The sequence below is a fragment of the Aliikangiella litoralis genome (assembly GCF_052495765.1).
Genome location: NZ_CP199292.1, coordinates 2978837 through 3004131 on the forward strand (window position 1 = coordinate 2978837; position 25295 = coordinate 3004131).

Genomic DNA, 25295 nt, shown 5'->3' on the forward strand with positions numbered 1-25295 from the left:
AATATTTTTTAATGGAGAAAAAAGATGGACTCTAGAACTTTAATTGAATTAGAAAGGTTACCTTTCTTAGAACGACTAAAAAGTAAGTATTCATGGTACTTGAACGAGGTAGAATCTGGATATCTTGGTGGGCGTGAAGGAGTTGGTCCGGTAGATAGTAAAATGGAGTATAAGGATCTTCACACTGATGAATATAATGAGGTACTTGTGTTTGGTTCAAATAGTTACCTAGGTATGTCGAATGATCCTTATGTAAAACAAAAAGTTTGTGAAGCTGTTGAAAAATATGGAATTGGTTCTGGTGGCTCACCAGCTTTTTCTGGATATACGACAGAACATAAAAAGCTTGAATTAAGACTCGCCAAATTAGCAGGACATGAGGATGCTGTTCTACTGCCCGGTGGTTATATGGCAAACTTATGTTGGGTTAGCGGCCTGATGAACAAAAATGATGTCATTATTTATGATAAAAATAGTCACGCGAGTGTGATCAACGCTATCAAGATGACTGGTGTTCCATTCTACACTTTTGATCCTGAAGATATGACAACACTTGAACCAATAATCGATCGAATAAAAGCACGTAAACCAGACACACAAATTTTTGCAACAGTTGAAGGAGTGAGATCTGTTGATGGTGCAATGATCGATCTATCTAGCTTTGTCGAAATTTGTAAAAGAAGAAATATAATCACTATTCTTGATGATGCACATGGATTAGGTAGCGTTGGTAAAACGGGCAAGGGAACACTTGAGCATCAAGGGTTGATTGGACAAGTTGATTTAAGGATGTCTACTTGTAGTAAATCTTTAGGTGCTCAAGGTGCCTTTATATCTGGTAGTAAGGAACTTATTTTTCTATTACGCAATTTCTCATACCCGTATATTTTTACCAGTGGACTTGCTCAACCTACAATCGCAGCAATTAATGCTGCTCTTGATTTACTAGAAATAGAAAAGCCTAATCGAGTACAAGTTTTGCATGAGAATGTAACTTATATGCAAGACAGGCTTGAGGAGATTGGTTTAAAAATTAAACGAGGAGTTTCAGGAATTATTCCCGTTTACTTGAAAGATGGTATTGCACAAGAGCTTAATAAAAAACTCTACAAGCGTGGCCTATTTGCCAATATTATGGAGTATCCAATGGTTCCTCCGGGGCTTGAAAGATTACGGCTTTCAATAATGTCCACTCATACGAAAAAAGAGATGGACCAAGCGATCGAAATTATCAAAGATGTTATGAAAGAAATGGGTGTAATTTAGAGGAAAATACTATGTCAAATGAAAAAATATTTGCGTTGATTTTAGAAGTAATAAATGAAGTACAAAATACTGCGTTCAGTATTGAAAATGTTGAACCTGATTATTATCTAGGTGGAGAGCTTGGCATTGATTCTCGAGAAATGCTAGAAATTTGGTATGAAATTGAGAAACGATTAAGCGTTAAAGTTCACGATTATGATAAACGTGATGTGTATACATTAAAAGATGTTATCGATATTTTTGAAAAGCAATTAGTTGTTGAACCTGCTCACTAGCCATTCTATAGTGACGTGCAATTAAGGAGTTAATTAGAATGTTAAGCGCATTTGTGTTTCCTGGGCAAGGATCTCAACACCTTGGTATGGGTAAAAAATTATTTAATCGATATCCTTCTATAGTTGAGCAAGCTGAGGATATTCTTGGTTACTCAATTAAGGAGCTATGCCTGAATGATCCAGATAAAGTGCTTAACCTCACTCAGTTTACTCAGCCTGCATTGTATACGGTTTCGGTATTGCATTATTTGGAGAAAATAGAGTCAATTGAACAATCGATTGATTTTTTAGTGGGTCATAGTTTAGGTGAATATACCGCACTTTTTGCTGCAGGGGCTTTTGACTTCGAGACAGGATTAAGGATAGTAAAAAAGCGAGGCGAACTAATGGCCTCAGCACCGAAAGGTGCAATGGCAGCTGTTGTTGGATTGAACATGGAAACAGTATTTGAGCTACTAGCAAGCTCCCAATTTGACCGTGTTGAAATGGCAAATATTAACAGTGCTTCTCAGATTGTTATTTCTGGTGCTCGTGACCAAATTTTTGCTGCAGAAACGCTGTTTTCCAATGCCGGTGCTCACTTTATCCCATTAAAAGTCAGTGCCGGATTTCATTCTAGCCTCATGAAAAATGTTGCCAATGAGTTTTATCAGTTTATTCAGCAGTTTTCATTTTCTACTTTAAAAACACCTGTAATTTCTAACTGTTCGGCAAGACAATATCCTTCAGAGAATTATTTAAAATTGATGAAGAACCAGATTGATCACTCTGTTAGGTGGTATGAAAGTATTTCATGGATATTGCAGCAAGGAGAGACAGAATTCGAGGAAGTCGGGCCCGGTTCAATATTGACCAAAATGATAAAGACTATTAAAACTACCCCCTATTTATTCAAAGACGAAGATAAAACGGAACAAAAAAGTGAGCTTAATAATTTTTTGCAAGAACCCCCTGTATTGAATATAAATTCCAGAAAAGTGTTTATGTTTGCAGGACAAGGTAGTCAATATCGGTTGATGGGACAGCAGTTTTATCAAAATGAACCAGGGTTTAGAGCTTCAATTGATCATTGTGAGAAGATTTTACTTGAAAAAAGTGGTATTTCTTTAAAAGCTGAATTATTTCACCCCCAAAATTTCAAACCATTGAAAGATGTCAGAATTACTCACCCGGTAATTCTGTGTTTCCAATATGCTGTTGCTGAAATGATGAAGACTAAAAATATTATCCCCGATGCTATTGTTGGGCATAGTTTAGGTGAATATGTTGCAGCAGTGGTCGCTGGAGCTATTTCTTTATCAGACGCCATCGACTTAGTACTACAACAGGCATTTCTTCTGTATAAAACTGAAATTTCAGGCGCTATGCTTGTAGTCAATGGAGAATCTGGTATTTTCTCACAACAAAATCATTTATTTCACAATTTACACATTGCTGGGAGAAACTATGAAAATAGTTTTCTTGTTACAGGTCATGATGATGATGTTGATAATTGTATCAGTGCACTTAATGTAATAAATATTAGCTGTCAAAAGTTACCAGTTAATATTGCTTTCCATTGCGAACTTGTTGATATGATAGAAGAACCGTTTACCGCTTTAGCAAAAAAAATTAAATTCTCAAAACCTAAAATACCTGTATTTACATGTACAGAGAAACAAGAAAACTCTGACGACATTAATGGGGCAAGTTTATGGGCTGCGGTAAGAGATAAAGTCAATTTTATTGAGACTATAAATAAGAATTTTACTGAAAATGACTTTTTGTTGGATCTGAGTCCCTCGGGAAGCCTTTCGACATTTATTAGACACTCTAAAATTGGCCAATATCAACATACTTATGTTCTTAATCAGTTTGGTCAAGATTTAAGCAGTTTGAAGAGTGTGTTATTAAAGCTTAAACCAGAGCAAAAAGTTGCGTAATGAGAGCTCGCTCTGCGATTAAAAAATTTTGAGTTTTAAAGTTAAAGTGAATAATTATATAAAAATAATGAATATAAAATCAAAAATAATTTTTAGGTTCATATAACCGAGAAGGTAACTATGGAATATGCTGTTGAAGTTAAAGATGTAAGTAAACAATATGGAGATTTCAGGGCGGTAAAAGACGTCTCGTTTAAAATTTCTAAAGGTATTTGTTTTGGTATATTAGGACCAAATGGTGCCGGAAAAACAAGTTTAATGAGTATGATGGAAGGGATTAGAACGATTTCATCAGGTTCAATTCATGTTCTCGGTATGGATGTTGACAAACAACTTAATCAAATCCAACCGAAAATGGGAGTACAATTACAGACCAGTAGTTATTTTCAATTTCTAACAGTGAGACAACTATTAGAGTTTTTCATTGCATTACGTCGTGCAAATAAAAAAACTAAAACGAATAATAATTTTTCTGTTATGGATATTCTCGAAAAATTGGCATTAACAAACAAAATGGATGTTAAAGTCAACGACTTGTCAGGTGGACAGAAACAACGATTTTCTATTGCGATAGCAATGTTAGAAGATCCTGAGATAATTTTTTTTGATGAGCCGACTACTGCACTCGATCCGCAAAATAGACGCTATACCTGGGAGTTTATAGAAAGTATAAAGAAGGATAAAAACAAAACTATTATATTAACCACTCATTATATGGAAGAGGCAGAATTTTTATGTGATGAATTGTTAATTATGGATCATGGAAAAATTATTTCACAAGGAACACCTAAAGGGTTAATTCGCGAATTGAATAAGTCACAGAGTATTTATATTAAATATCGAAATGGTGATTTTCCAAAGAACTATATTGATAATACTGTAGGTGTTGATAGTCACGAACGAAATGAAGATAGTATACTTGTTCACAGTCAACAATCTGTCAAAACATTAAGTTCGTTATTTGAATATGCACACACGAAAAATATAGAGATTATTGAGTTCGATGTGAGGTTACCTAACTTAGAGGATGTTTTTATTGCTAATACAGGAGTTGCACTAAGAGATGAGTAAGGTATGGGTATTTTTCAAATTAAGATTACTGCAACTTCGTTATGATAAAACAGCACTTTTTTTTAGCTATTTTTTGCCAATTGTTTTATTGATGGGGATCGGTTATCCGATTGAGTTGGCCAATAATAAAACTATTAGTCTGTACTATGATGATCAAGTTAATAGTGATAAAACCAAAAAGTTTTTAGACTATTTAGAAGGACATGAATTAATTGGACTAATTCAATATAAAGGAAAAGTTGAAGACTTTGCTGCTAATACAACCAATAGCAAATTGAAACATCTTCTGCAAATTCTTCCTGTTGTAGAAAGTGATGCGCAAAATGAGTATTCTTCCAGCGATATTGAAAGCTCAATTGTGTTTGATGCAAGAGTTGAATTGCTGTCAGGTAAAAATATAGATGAAAAGATTCAGCGTTATGCATTGAGCGAAATTATTAATAATTTTAAAAGAAGTAATAAATCGTTTATACATACAAAGACTTTACCGTTTAGTTCTGGATATTCTTATCTTTCCATATTACTACCTGGTTTGATAGGTATGACACTATTAACAATAGGTTTAAATGGATTTGGCGGTGTTTTGGTTAGTGAGTCATTTGCAGGGTTGTTTAATAATATAAAAACGATTAATGCTTCTCCTATTCCTTTTTTGACTGGATTGTTTTTGACTCGTTTATTGATTTCATACACAGTTGCCGCTGCGCTTTATCTTGTCGGTGTACTAATGTTTGAACTCGCAACAGAAGTTGACTACTTCTTACTGTTTTTAATTATTTCATTAGGTTGTGTTTCTTTTCTGGGCCTGGGTTTGGTAATTGCTGTACTTAGCCCATCAGCAAATGCTTTCAGCGGCATTGTGAGTTTTGTACAAATTCCATTCGTTCTTTTTAGTGGTGTTTTTTTCTCGACCACAGCGTTTCCAGACTGGTTGCAACTAGGTACTCAATTTATACCATTAACTCATCTGAATACAGCAATGAAGGCCATTCTATTTGATGATGTTAGTTTGTTTGAAATTTCAAAAATATCAAAAGAAATAATGGTAATGAGTCTTTGGTGTGTTGCCACGGTAGTTCTTGGATGGAAAAAATTCAAGTGGTAACACGAACAAATGCAATAATAGTAAGAGTTACAATGAGGTGTTTTTGTAAATAATTTGAACGGATTGAAAATAAAAATTCAACCTGAGCTCCTAGCACAGCGGTATAGTTAGTTATGCTGGAATAAATAGAATAATTCGCACTTGTTGCGAACGACTAAGGAAGAGAAATGAGTGATTTAATTGATAAGTCGCCCGAAAAAAATGCTATTTCAGCTTGCTGTCAGTTAGCTGATGATGAATACCAAAAAATTATTTTTGATTGGAATAAAACTGATAAACAATATGATTTGGAAATGCCGCTTTGTCAGTATTTTGAAAGACAGGTTTCGCAAACACCTGACAAAACTGCTGTGTATCTCGAAGGAGAGTCGTTAACTTATTACCAGCTCAATGAAAAAGCTAATCAGCTTGCTTACAGTATCCGTGAGAAATACAAAGAGAGTGTTGGGGTAAGTTTACATGCCGATACATTGATTGCTTTGTATTTTGAAAGAAATATTGAGATGATAATCAGCATACTGGCAGTATTGAAAGCAGGAGGGGCGTATGTTCCTATTTCTCCTGAATATCCTGAAGAAAGAATTTCATATATCCTAAACGATACGCAATCAAAGATTATTTTAACCTCAGATAGCTTAAAAAGAACACTGCAAAAGAAAGTTGTAGAGATACAAAGTAAGCTAATTATTATTAATGTTGATAATAATAATGATATTCAACATGCACCAACTGAAAATTTAACTCCACATTGCAGCGCTAATGATCTTGCCTATATTATTTATACGTCAGGGACAACTGGCAAGCCTAAAGGAGTAATGATAGAGCAAAAAAGCGTTATTAATCATTTCTATGGAATACGAAATGGTTTAGGCGATATTTTTAAACGAGTTGATTTTGCAACAAACTATTGCTTTGATCTATCAGTAACTTCTTATTTATTTCCTCTGTTTGATGGCGGTTGTGTTTATATCTATCCAAAGAATATTACTGAACTTGATAGTTATCTTAAGCATCTTGAAGATAATCGTATTGATTTTGTTAAAACAACACCAAGTATTGCATCTTTAATAAAGTTATCTTCTTACAAAATAGGGACAGTCCTTGTTGGGGGAGAGAGACTAACCTCTGAGTGTATTAATAGTTTGTATAAAAATACTCAAGTTCTTTTTAATGAGTATGGGCCAACTGAGGCAACAATCGGTTCGACTTTCACTCGGGTTAACTCAACGACTCAGACACATATTGGGAAAGCTTTTCCTAATGTCAAACTCTATATTTTATCTGAAACAAATCAACCTGTACCTATAGGGATTGATGGAGAGTTGTATATTGCTGGTTTAGGGGTTGCAAGGGGATATCATAATCGACCTGATCTTAATCAAGAAAGATTTATTCAAAATCCATTTGCATCTGAAAATGATATAAAAAATGGATATACGAGGCTTTATAAGACAGGCGATATTGTCCGTTGGTTGCCTGACGGAAATATCCAGTATGTTGGACGGAGTGATAGTCAAATTAAACTACGAGGGTTTAGGGTTGAACTGGGTGAAGTGGAAAGTGTTATCAATAATCACTTTGCTGTTAAGCAGTCAGTTGTTGTTGACTATAAGCAAAATGATCTCCACTTTTTGGTTGCTTATATTGTCATGCATGATGGATTTGATAGTAATAGCCAAGATATAGCTGGATATTTGTCACTTAAGCTGCCTGAATATATGGTACCTTCAACCTTTAGCTATATCAATCGAATACCATTAACCCACAATGGAAAAATTGATAAACGTGCATTGCCACAACCAAAGTTAAAAAGCAGCAGTAAATATGTCGCGCCAACCAATACTATCGAAAAATCAATGTGCTCCATTTGGGAAAATGTTTTTGGGGTAAAAAAAATTGGCATTGATGATAGTTTTTTTCAACTTGGCGGAAGCTCTTTACTAGCAATTAAGCTGCTTTCAAAAATTAGAACAGAGTTAGACATTGAGCTACCTATATCGTTATTATTTGAACAAAAAACAATTGCTAAGATTACACCTAATTTATCTGGGAAAATTCCGTTAGTCATTCCTAAATTTAGAAACGCTACAGTGAAGGATATAAGTACTACGGAAAAAGAAAATACTGACACTAAGTTCCCTCTCTCATATTCACAAGAAAGTTTATTGTTTATTGAGCGCTTCGAACAGGGCAGTTCGGCTTACCATATTCCAATGTTAGTACAGCTAATGGTTGATGCAGACTTTACTAAACTGAATGAAGCACTCAATATTCTTATTAAACGCCACTCAATCCTTCGAACTACCTATCATACTGATAATGAGGGTAATAATTTTCAACAGGTTAACGCTCAAGCTGTAAGATTTGAAACACAGAATTTTGAATCTACCGAACTCATGCTAAGTCAATATAAAAAGGAAGTCTTGCGGCCTTTTGTGCTAACACAAGAAGCCAGTATTCGTTTACGTCACTACAGAGTCAGATCACAAGAGTATGTGTTGTTCTTGTGGCATCATATCGCATTCGATGGTTGGTCAATGAATATATTTCTGCGAGAATTATCGCAGGTTTATCGAGCACTTGTTCAAAGTAAAGCCGTTAAATTACCTACGTTAGATATAAACTATATTGATTATGCTGCTTGGCAGCGTGATTACTTGCAAGGTGCACAACTTAGTAAGTTGGTTAACTATTGGCAGCGGCAACTAACTGGTTTTGAGACTCTTCAATTGCCAATCGATCATCCGCGTCCTGCGCAGTTTGATTATCGCGGTCAGGACTTTTATTTTGAACTGAGTTTAACACTCTCTGAACAATTGCGTGAACTAGCAAGAACACAAGAGACTACTTTGTACACGGTATTGCTCAGTGGTTTTTATATTACTTTAGCGACACTATCGGGACAACAGGATATTGTGGTTGGTACGCCTTCAGATAATCGGCATCATGCACAAACTCAATCACTGGTGGGTTTCTTTGTTAACTCATTGGTTCTACGTGCCGACGTTGATGGCGCTATTTCCATAACTGAATTACTTAGACAAGTTCATGAAGTCGTTCTTCAGGCTAAAATTCATGAAGAGCTTCCATTCGAAAAATTGGTAAAGCTATGTGAGGTCGAAAGTGATCCTTCAAGACATCCCATTTTTCAAGTGATGTTTTTATTACAAAAATTTGATGATGAGCTCGGTCGTGACTATGGGAAAGAGTTCGACCTACCTTTTCAACTGTCAACGTCACTTCTTGCTGGTATTGCTCATTCAGCAAAATTCGACTTAAGTCTAATTTTAGATGATTCCAAACCAATGATTAGTGGTGGAATTAATTTTGCCCAAAGCCTTTTTGAGGTAAGCAGTATTACTAACTTTGCCGCTATTTATCAGCATGTACTACAAAGCATTGTTAAAAATCCTCAGCAGTCGATAGAAGCTTTAGATAAATATCCATTATCTATCCGAGAAAAAACCTGGGCTGCTTACCAAGAGCTCAACGATACTTTAATTGATTATAGTCAACCAACAACTCTGATTGAAAAGATTAGCCAAGCTAGTCTAGACTCACCAAAATCAATTGCTGTTGCTTATGAATATCAATCCTACACTCATCAAAAATTATACGAATATTCAAATCAAATCGCACATTTATTACGAAAGCTAGGTGCAAAGAGAAATCATTTGATTGGTGTTTTTGTTGAGCGAAGAATTGAGTTTATTCCAGCAATCCTTGGAATTCTAAAATCAGGTGCTGCTTACGTCCCCATTGATCCGACTTATCCAAGTGAACGTATCCAATCGATATTATTTCAATGTGATTTTGAAATTGTCATCACACAAAATACACTCATAAATCATATTGAAGAATTAGCAGATAAGCCACTTAGAGACCTGATTTGTATTGATGAAGTTGATACATCATACCAATATAAGCAGCAATCGATGACTAATTACCTCGATAATAATGCGATAGTAGCCTGCTCAACCTTGCCATGTGAAATTATAAATAAACCGAACGATGTAGCTTATATCATATTTACATCTGGTTCAACAGGCCAACCCAAAGGGGTTCAGGTTACCCAGCAAAATATTTACAACATGTCCTTAATTTCAGATACATTTAACCTAACACCTGATGACAAAGTACTTCAATTTGCACCTCTGTGTTTTGATGTGTCGGTTGGTGAAATTTTCCCGATTCTATCGATAGGTGGTCAGGTAAGAATACTGCCGTCTGAGAAAAGATATTCGCCGCAAATGTTTGTTGATACAGTTGCAGAGCATGAAATAACGGTTATTTCGATGACGCCCAGCTACTTTTATCAACTGGTTGAAATAGCCACTCAAAATAAAGATAAACTACGTTCTGTTAAGAATATAAACCTTGGTGGAGAAGCGGTCTTACAGAGTCAGGTTAATCAATGGAAGTCTGTTTTCGGAAATCAAAATTCGATCATTAACTGCTATGGGCCAACTGAAACCACGGTATTATCAAGTTACCACATCGTTGATGCAAGAACGAATCGTTTGCGTGAAATGATAGTAATGGGTAAACCGATAAAGAACACTCAAATCTACATTGTTGATGATCAACTTCGTTTATGCCCGCCTAACCATAGTGGTGAGATTTTGATTGGTGGTGATGGCGTAACTCTAGGTTATCTTAACGACAAAGAAAAGACTGCTCAAGTATTCATAGATGCTAAGATAGAAGGATTACCAACGCAACGTTATTATAAAACCGGAGATTTGGGACGACTACTATCGAATGGTCAACTGGAGTTTTTGGGGCGCAAAGATAACCAAGTTAAAATTCGGGGATTTCGAGTTGAACTCGGTGAAATTGAAAATGCAATTAATGAACTGCCAGAAATAAAACAAGCCGTTGTAATTGATAGAAACCACAGTGGCAACCAGTATTTGGCTGCGTATCTTGTACTTAAATCAGGTTGTGAGATCGAACGAAGTTATCTAGCCAAAAAACTTGCGAATAAACTCCCTGATTATATGTTGCCATCTGCTTATAATATTGTCGACACTATTCCGTTAACTCACAATGGCAAAGTTGACAAAAATGCGTTGCCAGAACCTGAATTGCAAAATACTGATGGATATGTTGCACCAACCACAGCACTTGAAATATCGCTTTGCAAAATTTGGCAATCTGTAATAGGAGTAGAGCGAGTAGGGATTAATGATAATTTTTTCCGAATTGGTGGCAACTCAATTTTGTCCATTCAGCTGATAGCCGCTATTCGTAATGAACTGGAATTAGATATTCCCTTAGATACACTTTTTGAATATAAAACGATTACTAATATCATCCCAAAACTAACTCATGATACGTTGACGGTGATTCCTAAGTTAGAAGTGAATCAATATCCACTTTCTTTTGCACAAGAACGATTATTATTTATCGAACGCTTTGAGCAAGGGAGTTCGGCCTATCATATTCCTATGCTGGTAAAACTTAAGACTGATGTCAATTTTGTCAAACTGAGTGATGCATTGAATATGATTATAGAGCGGCATCCAATCCTCCAAACTATCTATAAAACGGATAAGCACGGTAATGATTTTCAGCAGGTTAGCCCTCAAGCTGTCAGATTTGAAACGCAACAATTTAAAAACACCACACAAATGTTAGCGCAATATATTAATGAAGTTTCACGACCTTTTAATTTGATGCAAGAAGTCAGTATTCGTTTGAGACATTATGTGGTTGGTTCAGATGAGTATGTCTTGCTCTTGTGGCACCATATTGCATTTGATGGTTGGTCAATGAACATATTTTTACAGGAATTGTCTCAGGCGTATCAGGCACTTATCCAAAATAAAACTGTTGAGCTACCAAATATAGCGATTAATTACGCTGATTATGCGGCTTGGCAGCGTGATTATTTAAAAGGCGAGCAACTCGACAAATTGATTAACTATTGGCAGCAGCAATTGTCTGGTTTTGAGACGCTTCAATTGCCCACCGATTATCCGCGTCCGGCACAATTTGATTATCTTGGTAAGGACTTTCATTTTGAGTTAAGTCTAGTACTCTCTGAGAAATTGCGAGAATTAGCAAAAGCCAAAGAAACGACTTTATACACTATATTACTCAGTGGCTTTTACATTACACTAGCGACCTTAACAGGACAACAGGATATTGTAGTTGGTACTCCGTCAGATAATCGGCATCATGCACAAACTCAGTCACTAGTGGGGTTCTTTGTAAACTCATTAGCTTTAAGAGCTAATGTTGATCTACAGTCTAGTCAAACAATTAATTCATTTATTGAGCAAGTTAACCAAATTGTAAAAAGTGCGATCATTCATCAAGAATTACCGTTCGAAAAGGTTGTGGATTTACTTGGTGTGGAGCGTGATAAATCAAGACACCCGGTCTATCAGGTAATGTTTGGCCTACAAAGTTTTGGTGAATTGACGGAGGACGAAGAAGAACTACCGTTTTCAACTTATAAACCATCAAATAGTGATAGTCGTTATAGTCCTGCAAAATTTGATTTGGGCGTATTTCTAAATGACGCCCGTCCAAAAATAAGCGGTGGAATTAATTTTGCTCAGAGCCTGTTTGATGTGAGCAGTATTGAGCGCTTTGCTACAATTTATCACCATGTTTTGCAAAATATTGTTACCAATCCTCAACAGTCGATAGAAGCGATGGATAGGTATCCACTATCTATTCGAGAGGAGACTTGGAGTGCTTACCAACGATTAAACGATACAGCAAAAGATTACACTAAACCAGCAACCTTGATTGAAAAAATAAATCAAGCCAACTTGCGTTCATCAAATGCAATTGCTGTTGCTTATGAAGAGCAGTCCTATACACATCAAAGGTTATACGAGTATTCGAATCAAATCGCACATCTATTACGAGAATACGGTGCGAAAAGAAAGCAACTTATTGGTGTCTTTCTAGAACGACGAATTGAGTTTATTCCTGCAATTTTAGGGATTCTTAAATCTGGCGCTGCTTATGTTGCTATTGATCCGACTTATCCTGACGAGCGTATTCAATCGATATTAGTTCAATGTGACTTCAATATTGTCATCACTCAAAGTAGACTAGTGAATCAAGTAGCAACACTAGCCAGTAAGCCTTTTAAAACAATTGTTTGTGTTGATCAAATTGACGCTTCTTACCAAAATATCAAGCAATCGATGACTCGCTGCCTTGATAATAATACAATTGCTGTCTACTCAACGTCACCGTGTGAAATTATTAATCAAGCCGACGATGTGGCCTATATTATATTTACATCTGGTTCAACGGGGCAACCTAAAGGGGTCCAAGTTACCCAACAAAATATCTACAATATGTCACTGCTGACAGAAATTTTTGATTTGACATCTGACGATAGCATGCTCCAATTTGCTCCATTGTGTTTTGACGTGTCGGTTGGTGAAATTTTTCCAATATTATCAGTCGGGGGCCAGGTTAGGATTCTACCGGCTGAAAAACGATATTCACCGCAAATGTTCATAGATACAGTTGCCAAGTATAAAATGACTGCTATCTCCATGACTCCCAGCTATTTTTACCAACTGGTTGAAGTGGCCTGCCAAAACAAAGAAAAGTTAAGTACAGTTAAGAAAGTCATTCTTGGTGGCGAAGCGGTTCTACAAACCCAGGTTAATCAATGGAAGTCTGTTTTCGGTGACGAAAATACGATCATCAATTGTTACGGACCAACCGAAACTACCGTACTGTCAAGTTGTCATTCTATTGATGCAAGTACTGATGGTTTGCGAGAAATGGTAGTGATGGGAAAACCGATTAAGAATACCCAAATCTACATTGTTGATGAGCAACTTTGCTTATGTCCGCCAAATCAAAGTGGTGAGATATTAATTGGCGGTGATGGTGTAACCCTAGGTTATCTCAACGACGAAGAAAAGACTGCTCAAGTATTCATAGATGCTAAGATAGAAGGAGCACCAACGCAACGTTATTATAAAACCGGAGATTTGGGGCGACTACTATCGAATGGTCAACTGGAGTTTTTGGGGCGCAAAGATAACCAAGTTAAAATTCGGGGTTTTCGAGTTGAACTCGGTGAAATTGAAAATGCGATTAATGATTTAGAAGAGGTAAAGCAATCGGTCGTTGTTGATTGCAAACACAACGGTAATCAATATTTGGCGGCATATCTCGTACTTAAACCAGACTATGAGATCGAACGTAGTAATCTAACAGAAAGACTTTCTAATAAACTTCCAGACTACATGTTGCCGTCAACCTATAGTGTTGTCGACACTATTCCACTAACTCATAATGGTAAAGTGGATAAAAGCTCATTACCGAAACCTGAATTTCAAAGTGGTGATGAATATGTTGCGCCAACCACGGCGCTCGAAACATCGCTTTGTCAAATCTGGCAAAACGTAATTGGTGTCGAGCAAGTAGGAATTAATGATAATTTTTTCCGAATTGGTGGTAATTCGATTTTGTCTATTCAGTTGACAGCCGCTATTCGTAATGAGCTGGAATTAGATATTCCTTTAGATACACTTTTTGAACAGAAAACAATTGCCAAGATTATTCCTAAGTTGACTTATGAAAAAATGGTTGTGATCCCAAAATTAAAGTCGAAGTATTATCCTCTTTCTTTCGCACAAGAGCGGTTACTGTTTATTGAACGTTTTGAGAAGGGGAGCTCGGCCTATCATATTCCGCTTTTGTTAGAACTTAAAGTAGATGTTTGTTTTGCCCAACTAAGTGAAGCAATAAGAATGGTTATTGAAAGACATCCTGTTCTTAAAACCATTTTTCAAACGGATAAAAAAGGCAATGATTATCAGCAAATATCAACTCAGGAAGTAAGATTTGAAACGCTACGATTCGACGACAAATCACAAATGTTATCTCATTTTAAGAGTGAGGTATCACGGCCATTTGATCTGTCGCAAGAAGTCAGTATTCGCTTGAGACACTATATGGTTGGTTCTCAAGAGTATGTAATGCTCTTATGGCATCATATTGCATTTGATGGTTGGTCGATGAATATTTTTTTGAAGGAGTTAACACTGCTTTATCGATCATTCAGAGAAGAAGGTCATGCTGAACTGCCTTTGCTAGAAATAAACTATGCTGATTATGCCGTTTGGCAGAGAGACTATTTACAAGGCGAACAACTCAACAAACTGGTTAATTTTTGGCAGCAACAACTGAGCGGTTTCGAGACACTTCAATTGCCTCTTGATCATCCGCGTCCACAGCAATTTGACTATCGTGGCAAGGATTTTTATTTTGAACTGAATTTAACACTTTCCGAGAAATTACGTGAACTGGCAAAAACAGAAGAGACAACTTTATATACGGTATTACTCAGCGGTTTTTATATTACACTAGCAGCTTTGTCTGGGCAGCGCGATATTGTAGTTGGCACGCCTTCAGACAACCGTCATCATGCACAAACTCAATCCCTGATAGGTTTTTTTATTAATTCGTTGGCTTTACGTGCTGATATTGATTTGCAGTTAAACGCCCAAGAATTGATTTCATCAATTCATCAAGTAGTCACTCAAGCACGAATTAATCAAGAGCTTCCTTTTGAAAAAATGGTTGAAAAATTGGGTGTTTCTCGTGACATGTCACGACATCCTGTATTCCAAGTTATGTTTAGTTTACAGAGTTTTATTGATAATGAGTTGATAAAGGACGATATTCCTTATCGGGTTATTGACGTTGATAGAGAGGAATATTATTCACCTGCAAAATATGATATTAGTTTGTTCTTGGATGATGCCAGTAAGAAAATCAAAGGTAATCTTAACTTCGCTAAAAGTCTATTTAATCTAGATACTATTCAAAGATTTGTAGCAATATTTAAATTAGTGTTATTGGAAATATCGGTTAATAAGCAAAAAACAATTGCTAACTATGAACTACTAACTACGACAGAACGACAAACAATTTTAGAAGATTGGAATGATACGAAAATGTCTTTTCCAAGTGAGAAAACGTTAGTTGATTTATTTGAAGAGCAAGTTATTGCAACGCCCAATGACTTAGCATTAACTTTCGAAAATAGCTCTTTAAGTTATGAGCAATTAAATGAAAAAGTCAATCTGTTAACAAGTGAGATACTCAATTTAGGGACTCTTGAAGGAATACAGCAAGATTCATCCTGTCCTGACTCAAATACTCAATATGTTATGCTCTATATGGAGCGAAGCCTTGAAATGGTGGTCAGTATTTTAGCTGTGTTAAAAGCGGGTTATGCTTATGTTCCTGTTTCTCCAGAATTTCCCGCAGAAAGAATTAATTTTATTATTGATGACGTGCAAGCGTCGATTGTTATTACGCAAAGTTGTTTGCTCGAAAATATGCAAGAAAAATTACCGAGTATTTGTGAACAGGCTAAGCTAATTGAAGCCGATAAAGTTGATAATAGCCATAAGGGAAGTGTTCACAACCATAATATCAAGATAGATGTTGAGGCAATCGCTTATGTTATTTATACATCAGGTACCACTGGTAAACCTAAAGGTGTCATGGTTCCGCATATTGGTGCGGTTAATAGAATTCATTGGATGCAATCCAGATACCCATTAAGGAAAAACGATAGAGTTTTGCAGAAGACTGCTTATACTTTTGATGTATCTGTTTGGGAACTTTTGTGGGCTAATCAAGTCGGCGCGACCATTGTTATGGCTCAACCAGAAATTCATAAAGATCCTCAAAAACTGGTTAATGCGATTGAATCTGAACAGGTAACTACATTGCACTTTGTACCATCAATGCTAAGCGCATTCTGTTATTTTCTGATTCAGAAAAAAATAAAAATACCTAAGTGTGTCTCGAAAATATTTTGCAGTGGTGAAGCTTTAACACTGACTCACTGGGAGGAATTCAACCAAGTTGCTCATGACAAAGTATCACTTTCTAATCTTTATGGTCCAACAGAAGCTTCGATTGATGTTACCTACTATGATTGCGATAAAACTATCCGAAGTAGTATTCCAATTGGTAAAGCGATCGACAATACGACACTTTATGTATTGAATGAAAACATGAAGCCCTTGCCTATAGGTGCAATTGGAGAGTTGTATATTGGTGGTGTTGGCTTGGCAAGAGGTTACCTCAATCGCCCGGAGTTAACGGCTGAAAAATTTGTCGTTAATCCCTTTGTCAGAGATAAATCAAGCCTTTGGCAAGAAAGACTTTATCGAACAGGTGATCTCGTGCGGTGGTTACCTGATGGTAATCTAGAGTATTTAGGAAGAAATGATTCTCAAGTTAAGATTCGAGGTTTTAGAATTGAGTTGGGTGAAGTTGAAAATGTCTTAATTAATGTACAATCTATAGCTCAGGCAATTGTTGTCGCAAATGAGCATGAAGGAAGGAAGTTTCTTGCTGCTTATATCATACTTGAAAAGGGATGTGAGTTAAATAGAGATGAACTGCGCTTAACTCTAGCAAGTTTAATTCCTGACTATATGATCCCAACAACCTTTACAGAAATTGATACAGTTCCCGTTAATAGCAACGGGAAACTAGATATAAAGGCATTGCCTAAACCTGAGTTTATTAGCACAAAAAAATTCATAGCTGCAGAAACTTTAGAAGAAAAAATATTGGTTGAAATCTGGGCAAGTGTTCTTAGTTTAGATGCCGATCAAATTAGTGTGAATGCAAGCTTCTTTGATTTAGGTGGACAATCGCTACTAACTGGTGTTTTAGCAAATAAAATTAATCAAAAATTTGGCTGTCAGCTTCACGTAGTTGATATTTTCGAACGTCAGTCAATTAGAGAAATAGTACAATATTTAGAAATCAGCAGAACTGACAGTTCGGAGATATTAAAAAGAGAATTAGTCGGAGATGTTTTACTTTTAAAACAAGGTGATGTTAATGAAACGCCATTATTTCTTGCCCATCCAGTGGGTGGGTATGCTCATTGCTATGCTCAACTGGCTAACTTGCTTCACTATCCAGGAGCTATTTATGGATTACAGTCAACGAGCAATAAAAGCAGTTCTCTCGAAGAAATGGCTACATTTTATCTTGATTTGATTGAAAATATCCAACAAAAGAATGGTCAATTAGAATCAAAAGATATTGAAGAAGTCTACCCTAAGATTGCGTTAGGTGGGTGGTCAATGGGAGGCGTTGTTGCTTATGAAATTGCACAACAACTAGAAAGACGCGGCGGTCAAGTTACTTCATTACTAATGATAGACAGTATTTCTCCGTTGCTTACATTCGACAGTGATGAAGTCAATCTTGAAATTACTTCAAAGGACGTACTCGATGCTATGGTTGGTGAGTTAGGAATTGATTTGTCAGAGCTAGAAAATAAAAATTTACAACAGATGGAAGCTCAGTCGATAGAGTCGCTTTTATTGAATTTACTTCATATTGCGCAACAGCAGTCTTTGTTGCCACAGGATTTTACCTGGGAAGAAATGCGCCTGAGATATAAAATAATTCAAAAAAACAGGCAGATTTTATCACGTTATCAAGCTACACCTTACCATGGAAATATTGGTTTAATTCGAGCTCGACTGAACAATCAAATTGATGAGCATCTTGGGTGGAAACCGTTATGCAACGAGGTGAAAACGACGATAACTGAAGGCAATCATTTTACTTTAATTTCTCGTCAATATGTAGAAGGTTTAGCGCAAATTGTTAATCAATACTTAGAGGGAAACTAGCCATTTCAAACATTAAAACTAAAGTGTGTAAAGTTTTGATTTAAGCAAAATAAAGCGAGAAAAAATATGATTTCACATGACATTATTCCATTAGATGAAATAAAGGCAGCCTATGAGAGAACATCAGATGCTGTTGTAAGAACACCACTGATAAAACTGAATTATCAGGAGTCACCAGCTGATATTTATTTAAAGCTGGAAAATTTACAACCCATTAATTCTTTTAAAATTAGAGGTGCCGGTAACAAAATTTTATCAGCTGACAAAGAGATTCTAAACAAAGGCGTGTGGACAGCAAGTGCAGGAAATATGGCACAAGCGGTTGGTTGGTATGCAAGAGAGTTAGGATTAAAAAGTACTGTAGTGGTGCCTGACTTTGCTCAGGATACCAAGTTGGAGCGAATCAGACAATTAGGCTGCGAAATATTGAAAGTACCATTTGCTGATTGGTTTAATATTATAAGCACTCATCAACATGAAGGACTTGAAGGTTTATTTGTGCACCCGGTAAGTGATCCAGCAGTTATGGCTGGTAACGGTACAATTGGACTGGAGATTTTTGAAGATTTACCCGATGTTGATACGGTCATTACACCCTATGGTTTGGGGGGGTTAAGTTGTGGTATTGCTTCAGCCTTTAAATCTCTTAATTCAGCGGTGAATGTTTATGCCTGTGAAACGGCTAGTGCTGCACCTTTCTCGGCTGCTTTAGCCGCTGGTGAGCCAGTAGATGTTGGATTTAACCCGAGTTTTGTAGACAGTATGGGAACTCCTTGTTTATTACCGGAAATGTGGGAACTTGCGAGTCAAATGATCGATACATCGATTGTTAGTTCACTGGAAGAAATTGCTTTTGCATTACGAGTTTTAATTGAGTGCAACCGTATAGTTGCGGAAGGGGCAGGAGCAGCATCTGTAGCCGCTGCATTATCGGGAAAAGCCGGCGGTGGAAAGATTGTATGTGTCATTTCTGGTGGCAATATTGACTCTTCAAAACTGACTAAAATAATCAAAGGTGAAATTCCTGATTAATCTTTATGGACTTAATCAGTAAGTGATTTAACGCTACCAAACTTATAAAAGTTTGCGACCAGTATATTAAAACAAAATATAAAATTGAGGAAATAACAATGAAAGTACTTATCGTTAATCAACATGAAGTTAGAGAATGGTTGCCAATGCGTGAATGTATTGACGCAATGGAAAATGCATTGGAAATGCTGCATAAAAATAACGCGATTAATCCACTGCGAAGAGCAATGTGGTTACCAGAGCAAAAAGGTATTTTAGGAATGATGCCGGCATTTATGGGTGACAACAATGTGATGGGACTAAAAGCCTTTAGTGTTATGCCTGGAAATATCGGCACACAATATGATGCCCATCAAGGTATGGTTATGCTTTTCGAAACGGATAAAGGTTGTCCTTTGGCCATTATGGATGCCAGCGAAATTACTGCAATTCGAACAGCGGCTGCAAGTGCTGTGGCAACTAAACTACTGGCAAAAAAAGACGCTAAAACTTTGACGATTCTTGGTTCCGGAGTACAAGCAAAAAAGCATCTTGAAGCGATTCTACTCATTCGTGATATTACTAAGGTTAATGTCTGGAGTCGAAACCCAGAAAATGCTAAGAAATTTGCCTTAAATGAGTCACAGCGTCATCAAATGGAGATCGAATCTTTTTCTAGTGCAGAAGAAGCTGTAAAAGGGGCTGATATTATCTGTACAACCACCTGGGCTGCAGAACCAATTTTAAAAGGCGAATGGTTGGAAAAAGGTGTACACATCAATGGGGCTGGAGCAAGTGTACCATTTATGCGAGAGCTTGATACTAATGCAGTTGTTAAGTCTAGGCTTTATGTTGATCGCATAGAGTCAACACTTAATGAAGCAGGTGATTTTCTCATTCCTAAGGAAGAAGGGGCATTGTCTGATGATCATATTGTTGGAGAAATTGGAGAAATTCTTATTAATAACTTATCTGGAAGAGAATCTGATAGTGAAATTACATTGTTTAAATCATTGGGAATTGGTTTAGAAGATGTGGCTGCGGCTAATCATATCTATAAAAAAGTAAAGCAAACAGGTGAAGGTTTATGGGTTGAGTTCGGAGAACTTAAAGACACTGAATAGTGAATCAACATAGAGGTCATTGGGTAACTGGTGTCGTATGATTTAGTACGAATAGATTAAATCATACGAAATGCTTTTTGAAGTTTGACGGCAAGTTATGTCCACAAGGTTGATGTATAGCTATATCTGTAATTGGTAAACATGATTAATTAATCTTTGTTCTTATGGTGTATTAGATGCTGCTAACAATTGACTAATACTGACTCAAAAGCCAAGTAAAGTACTGGTAATTAACTACTGGTAACTACCTACTGGCTATTATCTAATTAGTTTATTTTGTATGAATTGGATGCTGTTGGTATCAGTATTATGCGATTGGTCCTATTTTAATCCCAAGTGAAGTGAAATGTCATTAAGCTGTTAAATATACTACAAGCAATATTACTCTTGGTTAGAATCACATCGCTTGTGAATTATTCTGATGAGGAATATCTCAATGAAAAACTTTAGGTTGAAGATGAATTGTCTAAAAATTTTAAGCCTGTTAACATTTTTTACTTTTTCAAAAAATGGCTTGGCAAAAGACCATCAAGCGATAGAACAACAGAAAAAAGTAGCGGTTGTTACTGTATTAGAAAAGGCGGTATTAATTAGAGATATACTGGGTACTACTTACACTCCGCAATCTCAGATTATCTCCTCGCAAATTCCTGGCGTTATTGTTTCAAAAAGATTGGAAATGGGAAGTCAAGTAAAAGCAGGTAGTGTAATTGCTCAATTAGATGATCGCGAAGCGAATGCTCGGTATGACTTGAGTTTAGCTGAAGTCGATATGGCAAAAATTAGAGTAAAACAGAAACTGCTTAGTTTTTCTAGAGTAGAGAAAACCTACCAAAAAAAGCTTGCTTCGAAGGCTGAATACGATAGAGCCAACTTAGAACTAAAACAGGCAAATAGCGAATTATTGGCTTACCAGGCTAAAGCGAAACTCGCAAAGTATAGTTTGCAGAAACACCAAATAATTGCGCCTTTCGATGGGGTTTTGGTTACAGATTCGCCAGTAGTAGGAAAACAATTGATGCTGGGTGAAAAAGTTGTTGAATTACTTAATAGAAGTCATTTAAGAATTACAGCAAGCTTTACACCAGAAGAAGTTAGACGATTAAAATCGTCCACAGCCCATCTTGTATTTGAAAATTTTAATTATGCTGTTTTGAGCATAGCAAGCATCTCACCAAAAACAAATATTAAGAACGGAATGATAACCGTTGAGTTTAATTTGTCGAACAGGCTCAATGCGAAAAACTTTGAATTAGAAGATATCTTCAGTGGACAAGTATTGGTATTAAAGCTTATAGAAAATCGGTTATCGGTGCCTTCGCATGCAATCTCTGAGGATGATAATGGTCAATACGTCTTAACCGTACATGAAGGTCGAGTAGCGAGAGTAGGACTTGAAGATTTATCTGTTGGACTAAAAGTTATCGTCATGGGTAACGAGAAGGTTAAGCCTGGAGAAAAGATATCAACAATACCACTTGGGAAATCATCGTTTCAAAAGTCTTCAACTCAAAAAATATCAGTTGAAAATGTATCTGTCGGTAAAATTTCCGACAAGAGTAACTCAATTGAGGAAATACTTTAATGATGCAGCTATTTAAACAGCGAAGAGCGATCAATCTGCTCTTTATTGTTCTGTTTCTTTTAGGGGGGCTTGCGCTTACAAATTTAGGAACTGCTGAATTACCCGAACCTCCAGGAACCGGTTTGCGTGTCAGTGCAATTCTACCTGGTGCATCACCAGAAGAAATGGATTTAAAAGTCGCTCGATTACTACATGCTGCAATAAAAGATATTCCAGGTGTTGATGAAGTAAAAAGTGACTCAAGAGAATCACAACTTTTATTGGCCGTAAAGTTTGTTGATGGTCACCACGATGTTGACGAGCTTGCGACTGAAATAAGCCAGTTGATAAGTCAAGTTGTCGATCTACCTCCGGATCTGGAAGGTCCTTACGTTAGTCGTCCTGTCAATAGAATTTTTCCTGCGATGACCTTGGTTTTAAAAGGGGGGGCCGATCTTGAGAGACATAATGCCTGGTATGAGATCAAGCAAGTTCTCAAAAATATTAAACATATCGAACATATTGAAACATTGGGTGACCGTGAAAAAAGAGTTGAAATACAATTTGATCAGCTAAAGCTTTTGCAGCTAGGAGTGCGAATTGATCAAGTCGTTAGTATTGTAGAAAAAGCAATAACTGATCAATCTGCTGGCAGAGTTGAGACACTATTGTCGTTAAATCGAATCAGAGTAAGTTCTGCCCCAAAGAATATTGAACAGTTGTCTGCTATTCCAATCAAAATTGATAATGGCACTTTAGCGTTAGGTCAGGTGGCTGAAATTTCAGAAGTACTTTCTCCTGAAAAGCTAAGTATTAATTATAAAGGAGACAAAGCCTGGTACATCAATATCTTTCGACGTCAGGGTAGTAATATATCAATGCTTTCAGAAGCGACTAATCAAGTTATCAAACAGGTTAATGCTAAGTTTGAACGTCAACAACAGTCAATGCGTTTGATAGTTGTTCAGGATAGAAGCTTTATTGTTAGCCGAGTACTCGGAGAACTAGCACAGTCGATAATTCTCGGTATGTCATTAGTTGTATTAATACTCTGGTGCTTTTTCGGTATCCATAATGCGTTTTATGCAGCAATTGGTATTCCTTTTTCATTTGTTGTAACTTTTATTGTTATGGATGTCCTAGGCATTGGCTTAAATACTTTTACTTTATTTGGTCTTGTTCTTGTCTGTGGAATGATAGTAGATGATTCAATTGTCGTACTGGAAAATATCTGTAGCAAACTCGAACAGGGCATTTCAAGAGCGCAAGCAATCAGGCAAGGGTTAGTTGAAGTCATGCCAGCGGTTTTTTCTTCAACAGGCACAACGATTGCGGCGTTTCTGCCATTGTTATTAATGACCGGAGGAATGGGGGATTTTATTTCGCAAATTCCTAAAGTCGCCATTCTGGCACTAATTGCTTCTTTAGTAGAATGCTTTATTATTTTACCTGTACATATTTATCAACGTCGTAACAAAAGCAAATCGTTATCCGAGCAGCAGGAAAAAATTAAACACAACTATTTTAACCGAAATATAAACCGACTAGCTTCAAAAATGGCTCATCTGGTCAGTCGATTACTGAAATTTCCTGGGCGAGTCATTGCCAGTTTTTTTGCTTTGTTATTAATCACCAGTACACTGGCTTATTTCACTATGGACTTTAAGTTATTTGATGACGATGAGGTTCGTTCAATACGTGTACATTTAACTTTTCCAAAGACAACGGATTTACCTTTGACTCGTCAACTTATGACACATAAACGCAAAGCACTAGAGTCCATTCCGCAGATTAAAGATGTTATTATTCTTAATGGTTGGAGTGATTATAATTATAATCAACTTAATCGTTCTCATTTAGCTACCATAGAACTTCTTCTTAAAAAGAGTGCTTACGATTTTAACATTGCTAATGAAGTATCATTAAATGTTAAACGAATTTTAGAAAATATTCCTGGCCTAGAAAAACTTAATCTCGTATTGGCTAAAAATAAACCGCCAATTTCAGCACCAGTAAAAATCTTTCTTTATGGAAACGATGATAAATTACTTGCAAAAGCATACGAGAATGTCGCGAGCAAACTGGCTGCTATACCGTCAATTAAAAATATTTCTAATCCGCTTGAAGATGGCATTCCAGAAAGTGTATTTAATGTTAATAAAGAAATGGCTGCCTATTATGATCTTCAACCTAAAGAAATTGGTCAGCTATTGCATATGTCGGTTACAGGTAAGAAAATTGCCAAACTCGATAGGGGAGATGAAGTTGTCGATATTTACGCAATGGCTAAGCGAGCGCAAGATTGGCAATCTAGTGGTATTAGTCATATTACTTTACAAGATGGACAAGTGATAGCACTCAGTCAACTTGGTCACTTTAGTGAGCAACTTGCGCCAGATGTAGTTAAGCGATTTAATGGGCAGCGCTATATTTCAATTACTGCAGATATCGATCAATCTATTCTATCTGTATTTAAGACACATCGAGAAATAGAAAAATCTGTTACTGACTCTCTCTTGCCGGAAGGCGTTTCATTCGAACAACTTGGAGAGTTTAGTAGTACACAAAAATCACTGACATCAATGTTTCAATCTGCATTGTTAGCACTAGGTTTGTGTTATTTTATTTTATCGATGCTATTTCGTTCTTATACACAACCATTAGTTGTGTTGTTAACAATTCCTTTAGCCTATATTGGCGTAATATGGGGTATGACCTTAATGGGGAGAAGTTTAAGTCTATTTGGCCTTGTAGGGATTATTGGATTAATAGGAATTGTTGTTAATGACTCTTTAGTCTGGATTAGTTGTTACAACCAACTTAAGCAGAAAAACAAACGAGTGTCTCAAAACATACCAATCGGTTCAAATAATCCCGCAATGCAACAGAATGCTCAATTGACTAATCTAGAGATCAGTAGAAATTGCGCAGTTGAAGCTGTTAAGCTGAGATTTCGTCCTATAATGTTGACAACAATAACGACGATATTTGGACTGTTGCCAGTTAGTTTATCGGGTAGTGCTGGGATTGCAGGTTCAATGGCTGTTACTATATTGAGCGGACTTTTAGCCGCCTCATTATTGCTATTGATATTTTTGCCAATCTGCGTTGTAATAATTGATGATATTAACGAACGAATTAATCGATCCGATATGCGATTTTCACTAAAGAAAATAATGTTTTTTCTACCGAGAAAAGCAAAGGCTAGTAAGGTAGATGCTACTACATGAGCTGCTTTATTCTGTTCTCTATCCACGCAGCAGTGGCTTATTTACACTTCTTGTTG

General features: G+C 36.5%; 10 protein-coding genes. All 10 read left to right on the plus strand.

The window, feature by feature from the left end; all coding sequences use genetic code 11:
• Positions 1-24 precede the first annotated feature (24 nt).
• The 10 genes from ACT5E3_RS12220 to ACT5E3_RS12265 all read left to right on the plus strand — a co-directional run bounded on the left by ACT5E3_RS12220 (position 25) and on the right by ACT5E3_RS12265 (position 25239).
• Positions 25-1266, plus strand: a complete 1242-nt coding sequence (locus ACT5E3_RS12220; RefSeq protein WP_444993816.1) for an aminotransferase class I/II-fold pyridoxal phosphate-dependent enzyme — start codon at positions 25-27, stop codon at positions 1264-1266.
• A gap of 11 nt (positions 1267-1277) precedes the next feature.
• Positions 1278-1541 carry an acyl carrier protein gene (locus ACT5E3_RS12225; RefSeq protein WP_444993817.1) on the plus strand — a complete coding sequence of 88 codons (264 nt, stop codon included), beginning with the start codon at positions 1278-1280 and terminating at the stop codon, positions 1539-1541.
• Between the two features lie 38 nt (positions 1542-1579).
• Positions 1580-3463, plus strand: a complete 1884-nt coding sequence (gene fabD, locus ACT5E3_RS12230) for an ACP S-malonyltransferase (RefSeq protein WP_444993818.1) — start codon at positions 1580-1582, stop codon at positions 3461-3463.
• A gap of 120 nt (positions 3464-3583) precedes the next feature.
• A complete protein-coding gene (locus tag ACT5E3_RS12235) occupies positions 3584-4534 on the plus strand; it encodes an ATP-binding cassette domain-containing protein (protein WP_444993819.1) in 951 nt (316 codons plus the stop codon).
• On the plus strand, positions 4527-5639 hold the full coding sequence (locus tag ACT5E3_RS12240) for an ABC transporter permease (protein ID WP_444993820.1): 1113 nt from the start codon (positions 4527-4529) through the stop codon (positions 5637-5639). The genes ACT5E3_RS12235 and ACT5E3_RS12240 overlap by 8 nt, the downstream gene beginning before the upstream one ends.
• 167 nt (positions 5640-5806) lie before the next feature.
• Positions 5807-18310: an amino acid adenylation domain-containing protein gene (locus tag ACT5E3_RS12245; RefSeq protein WP_444993821.1), complete on the plus strand. Its 12504-nt coding sequence runs from the start codon at positions 5807-5809 to the stop codon at positions 18308-18310.
• Positions 18311-18376: 66 nt separating this feature from the next.
• Positions 18377-19342 (plus strand): threonine ammonia-lyase, encoded by a 966-nt coding sequence (locus ACT5E3_RS12250; protein ID WP_444993822.1) that lies wholly within the window; start codon positions 18377-18379, stop codon positions 19340-19342.
• 98 nt (positions 19343-19440) lie between these two features.
• Positions 19441-20445, plus strand: coding sequence for an ornithine cyclodeaminase family protein (locus ACT5E3_RS12255; protein WP_444993823.1), 1005 nt, complete (start codon positions 19441-19443; stop codon positions 20443-20445).
• Positions 20446-20881: 436 nt separating this feature from the next.
• On the plus strand, positions 20882-22030 hold the full coding sequence (locus ACT5E3_RS12260; protein WP_444993824.1) for an efflux RND transporter periplasmic adaptor subunit: 1149 nt from the start codon (positions 20882-20884) through the stop codon (positions 22028-22030).
• Positions 22030-25239, plus strand: a complete 3210-nt coding sequence (locus tag ACT5E3_RS12265) for an efflux RND transporter permease subunit (RefSeq protein WP_444993825.1) — start codon at positions 22030-22032, stop codon at positions 25237-25239. Before ACT5E3_RS12260 ends, ACT5E3_RS12265 begins: the two co-directional genes overlap by 1 nt.
• Positions 25240-25295 lie beyond the last annotated feature (56 nt).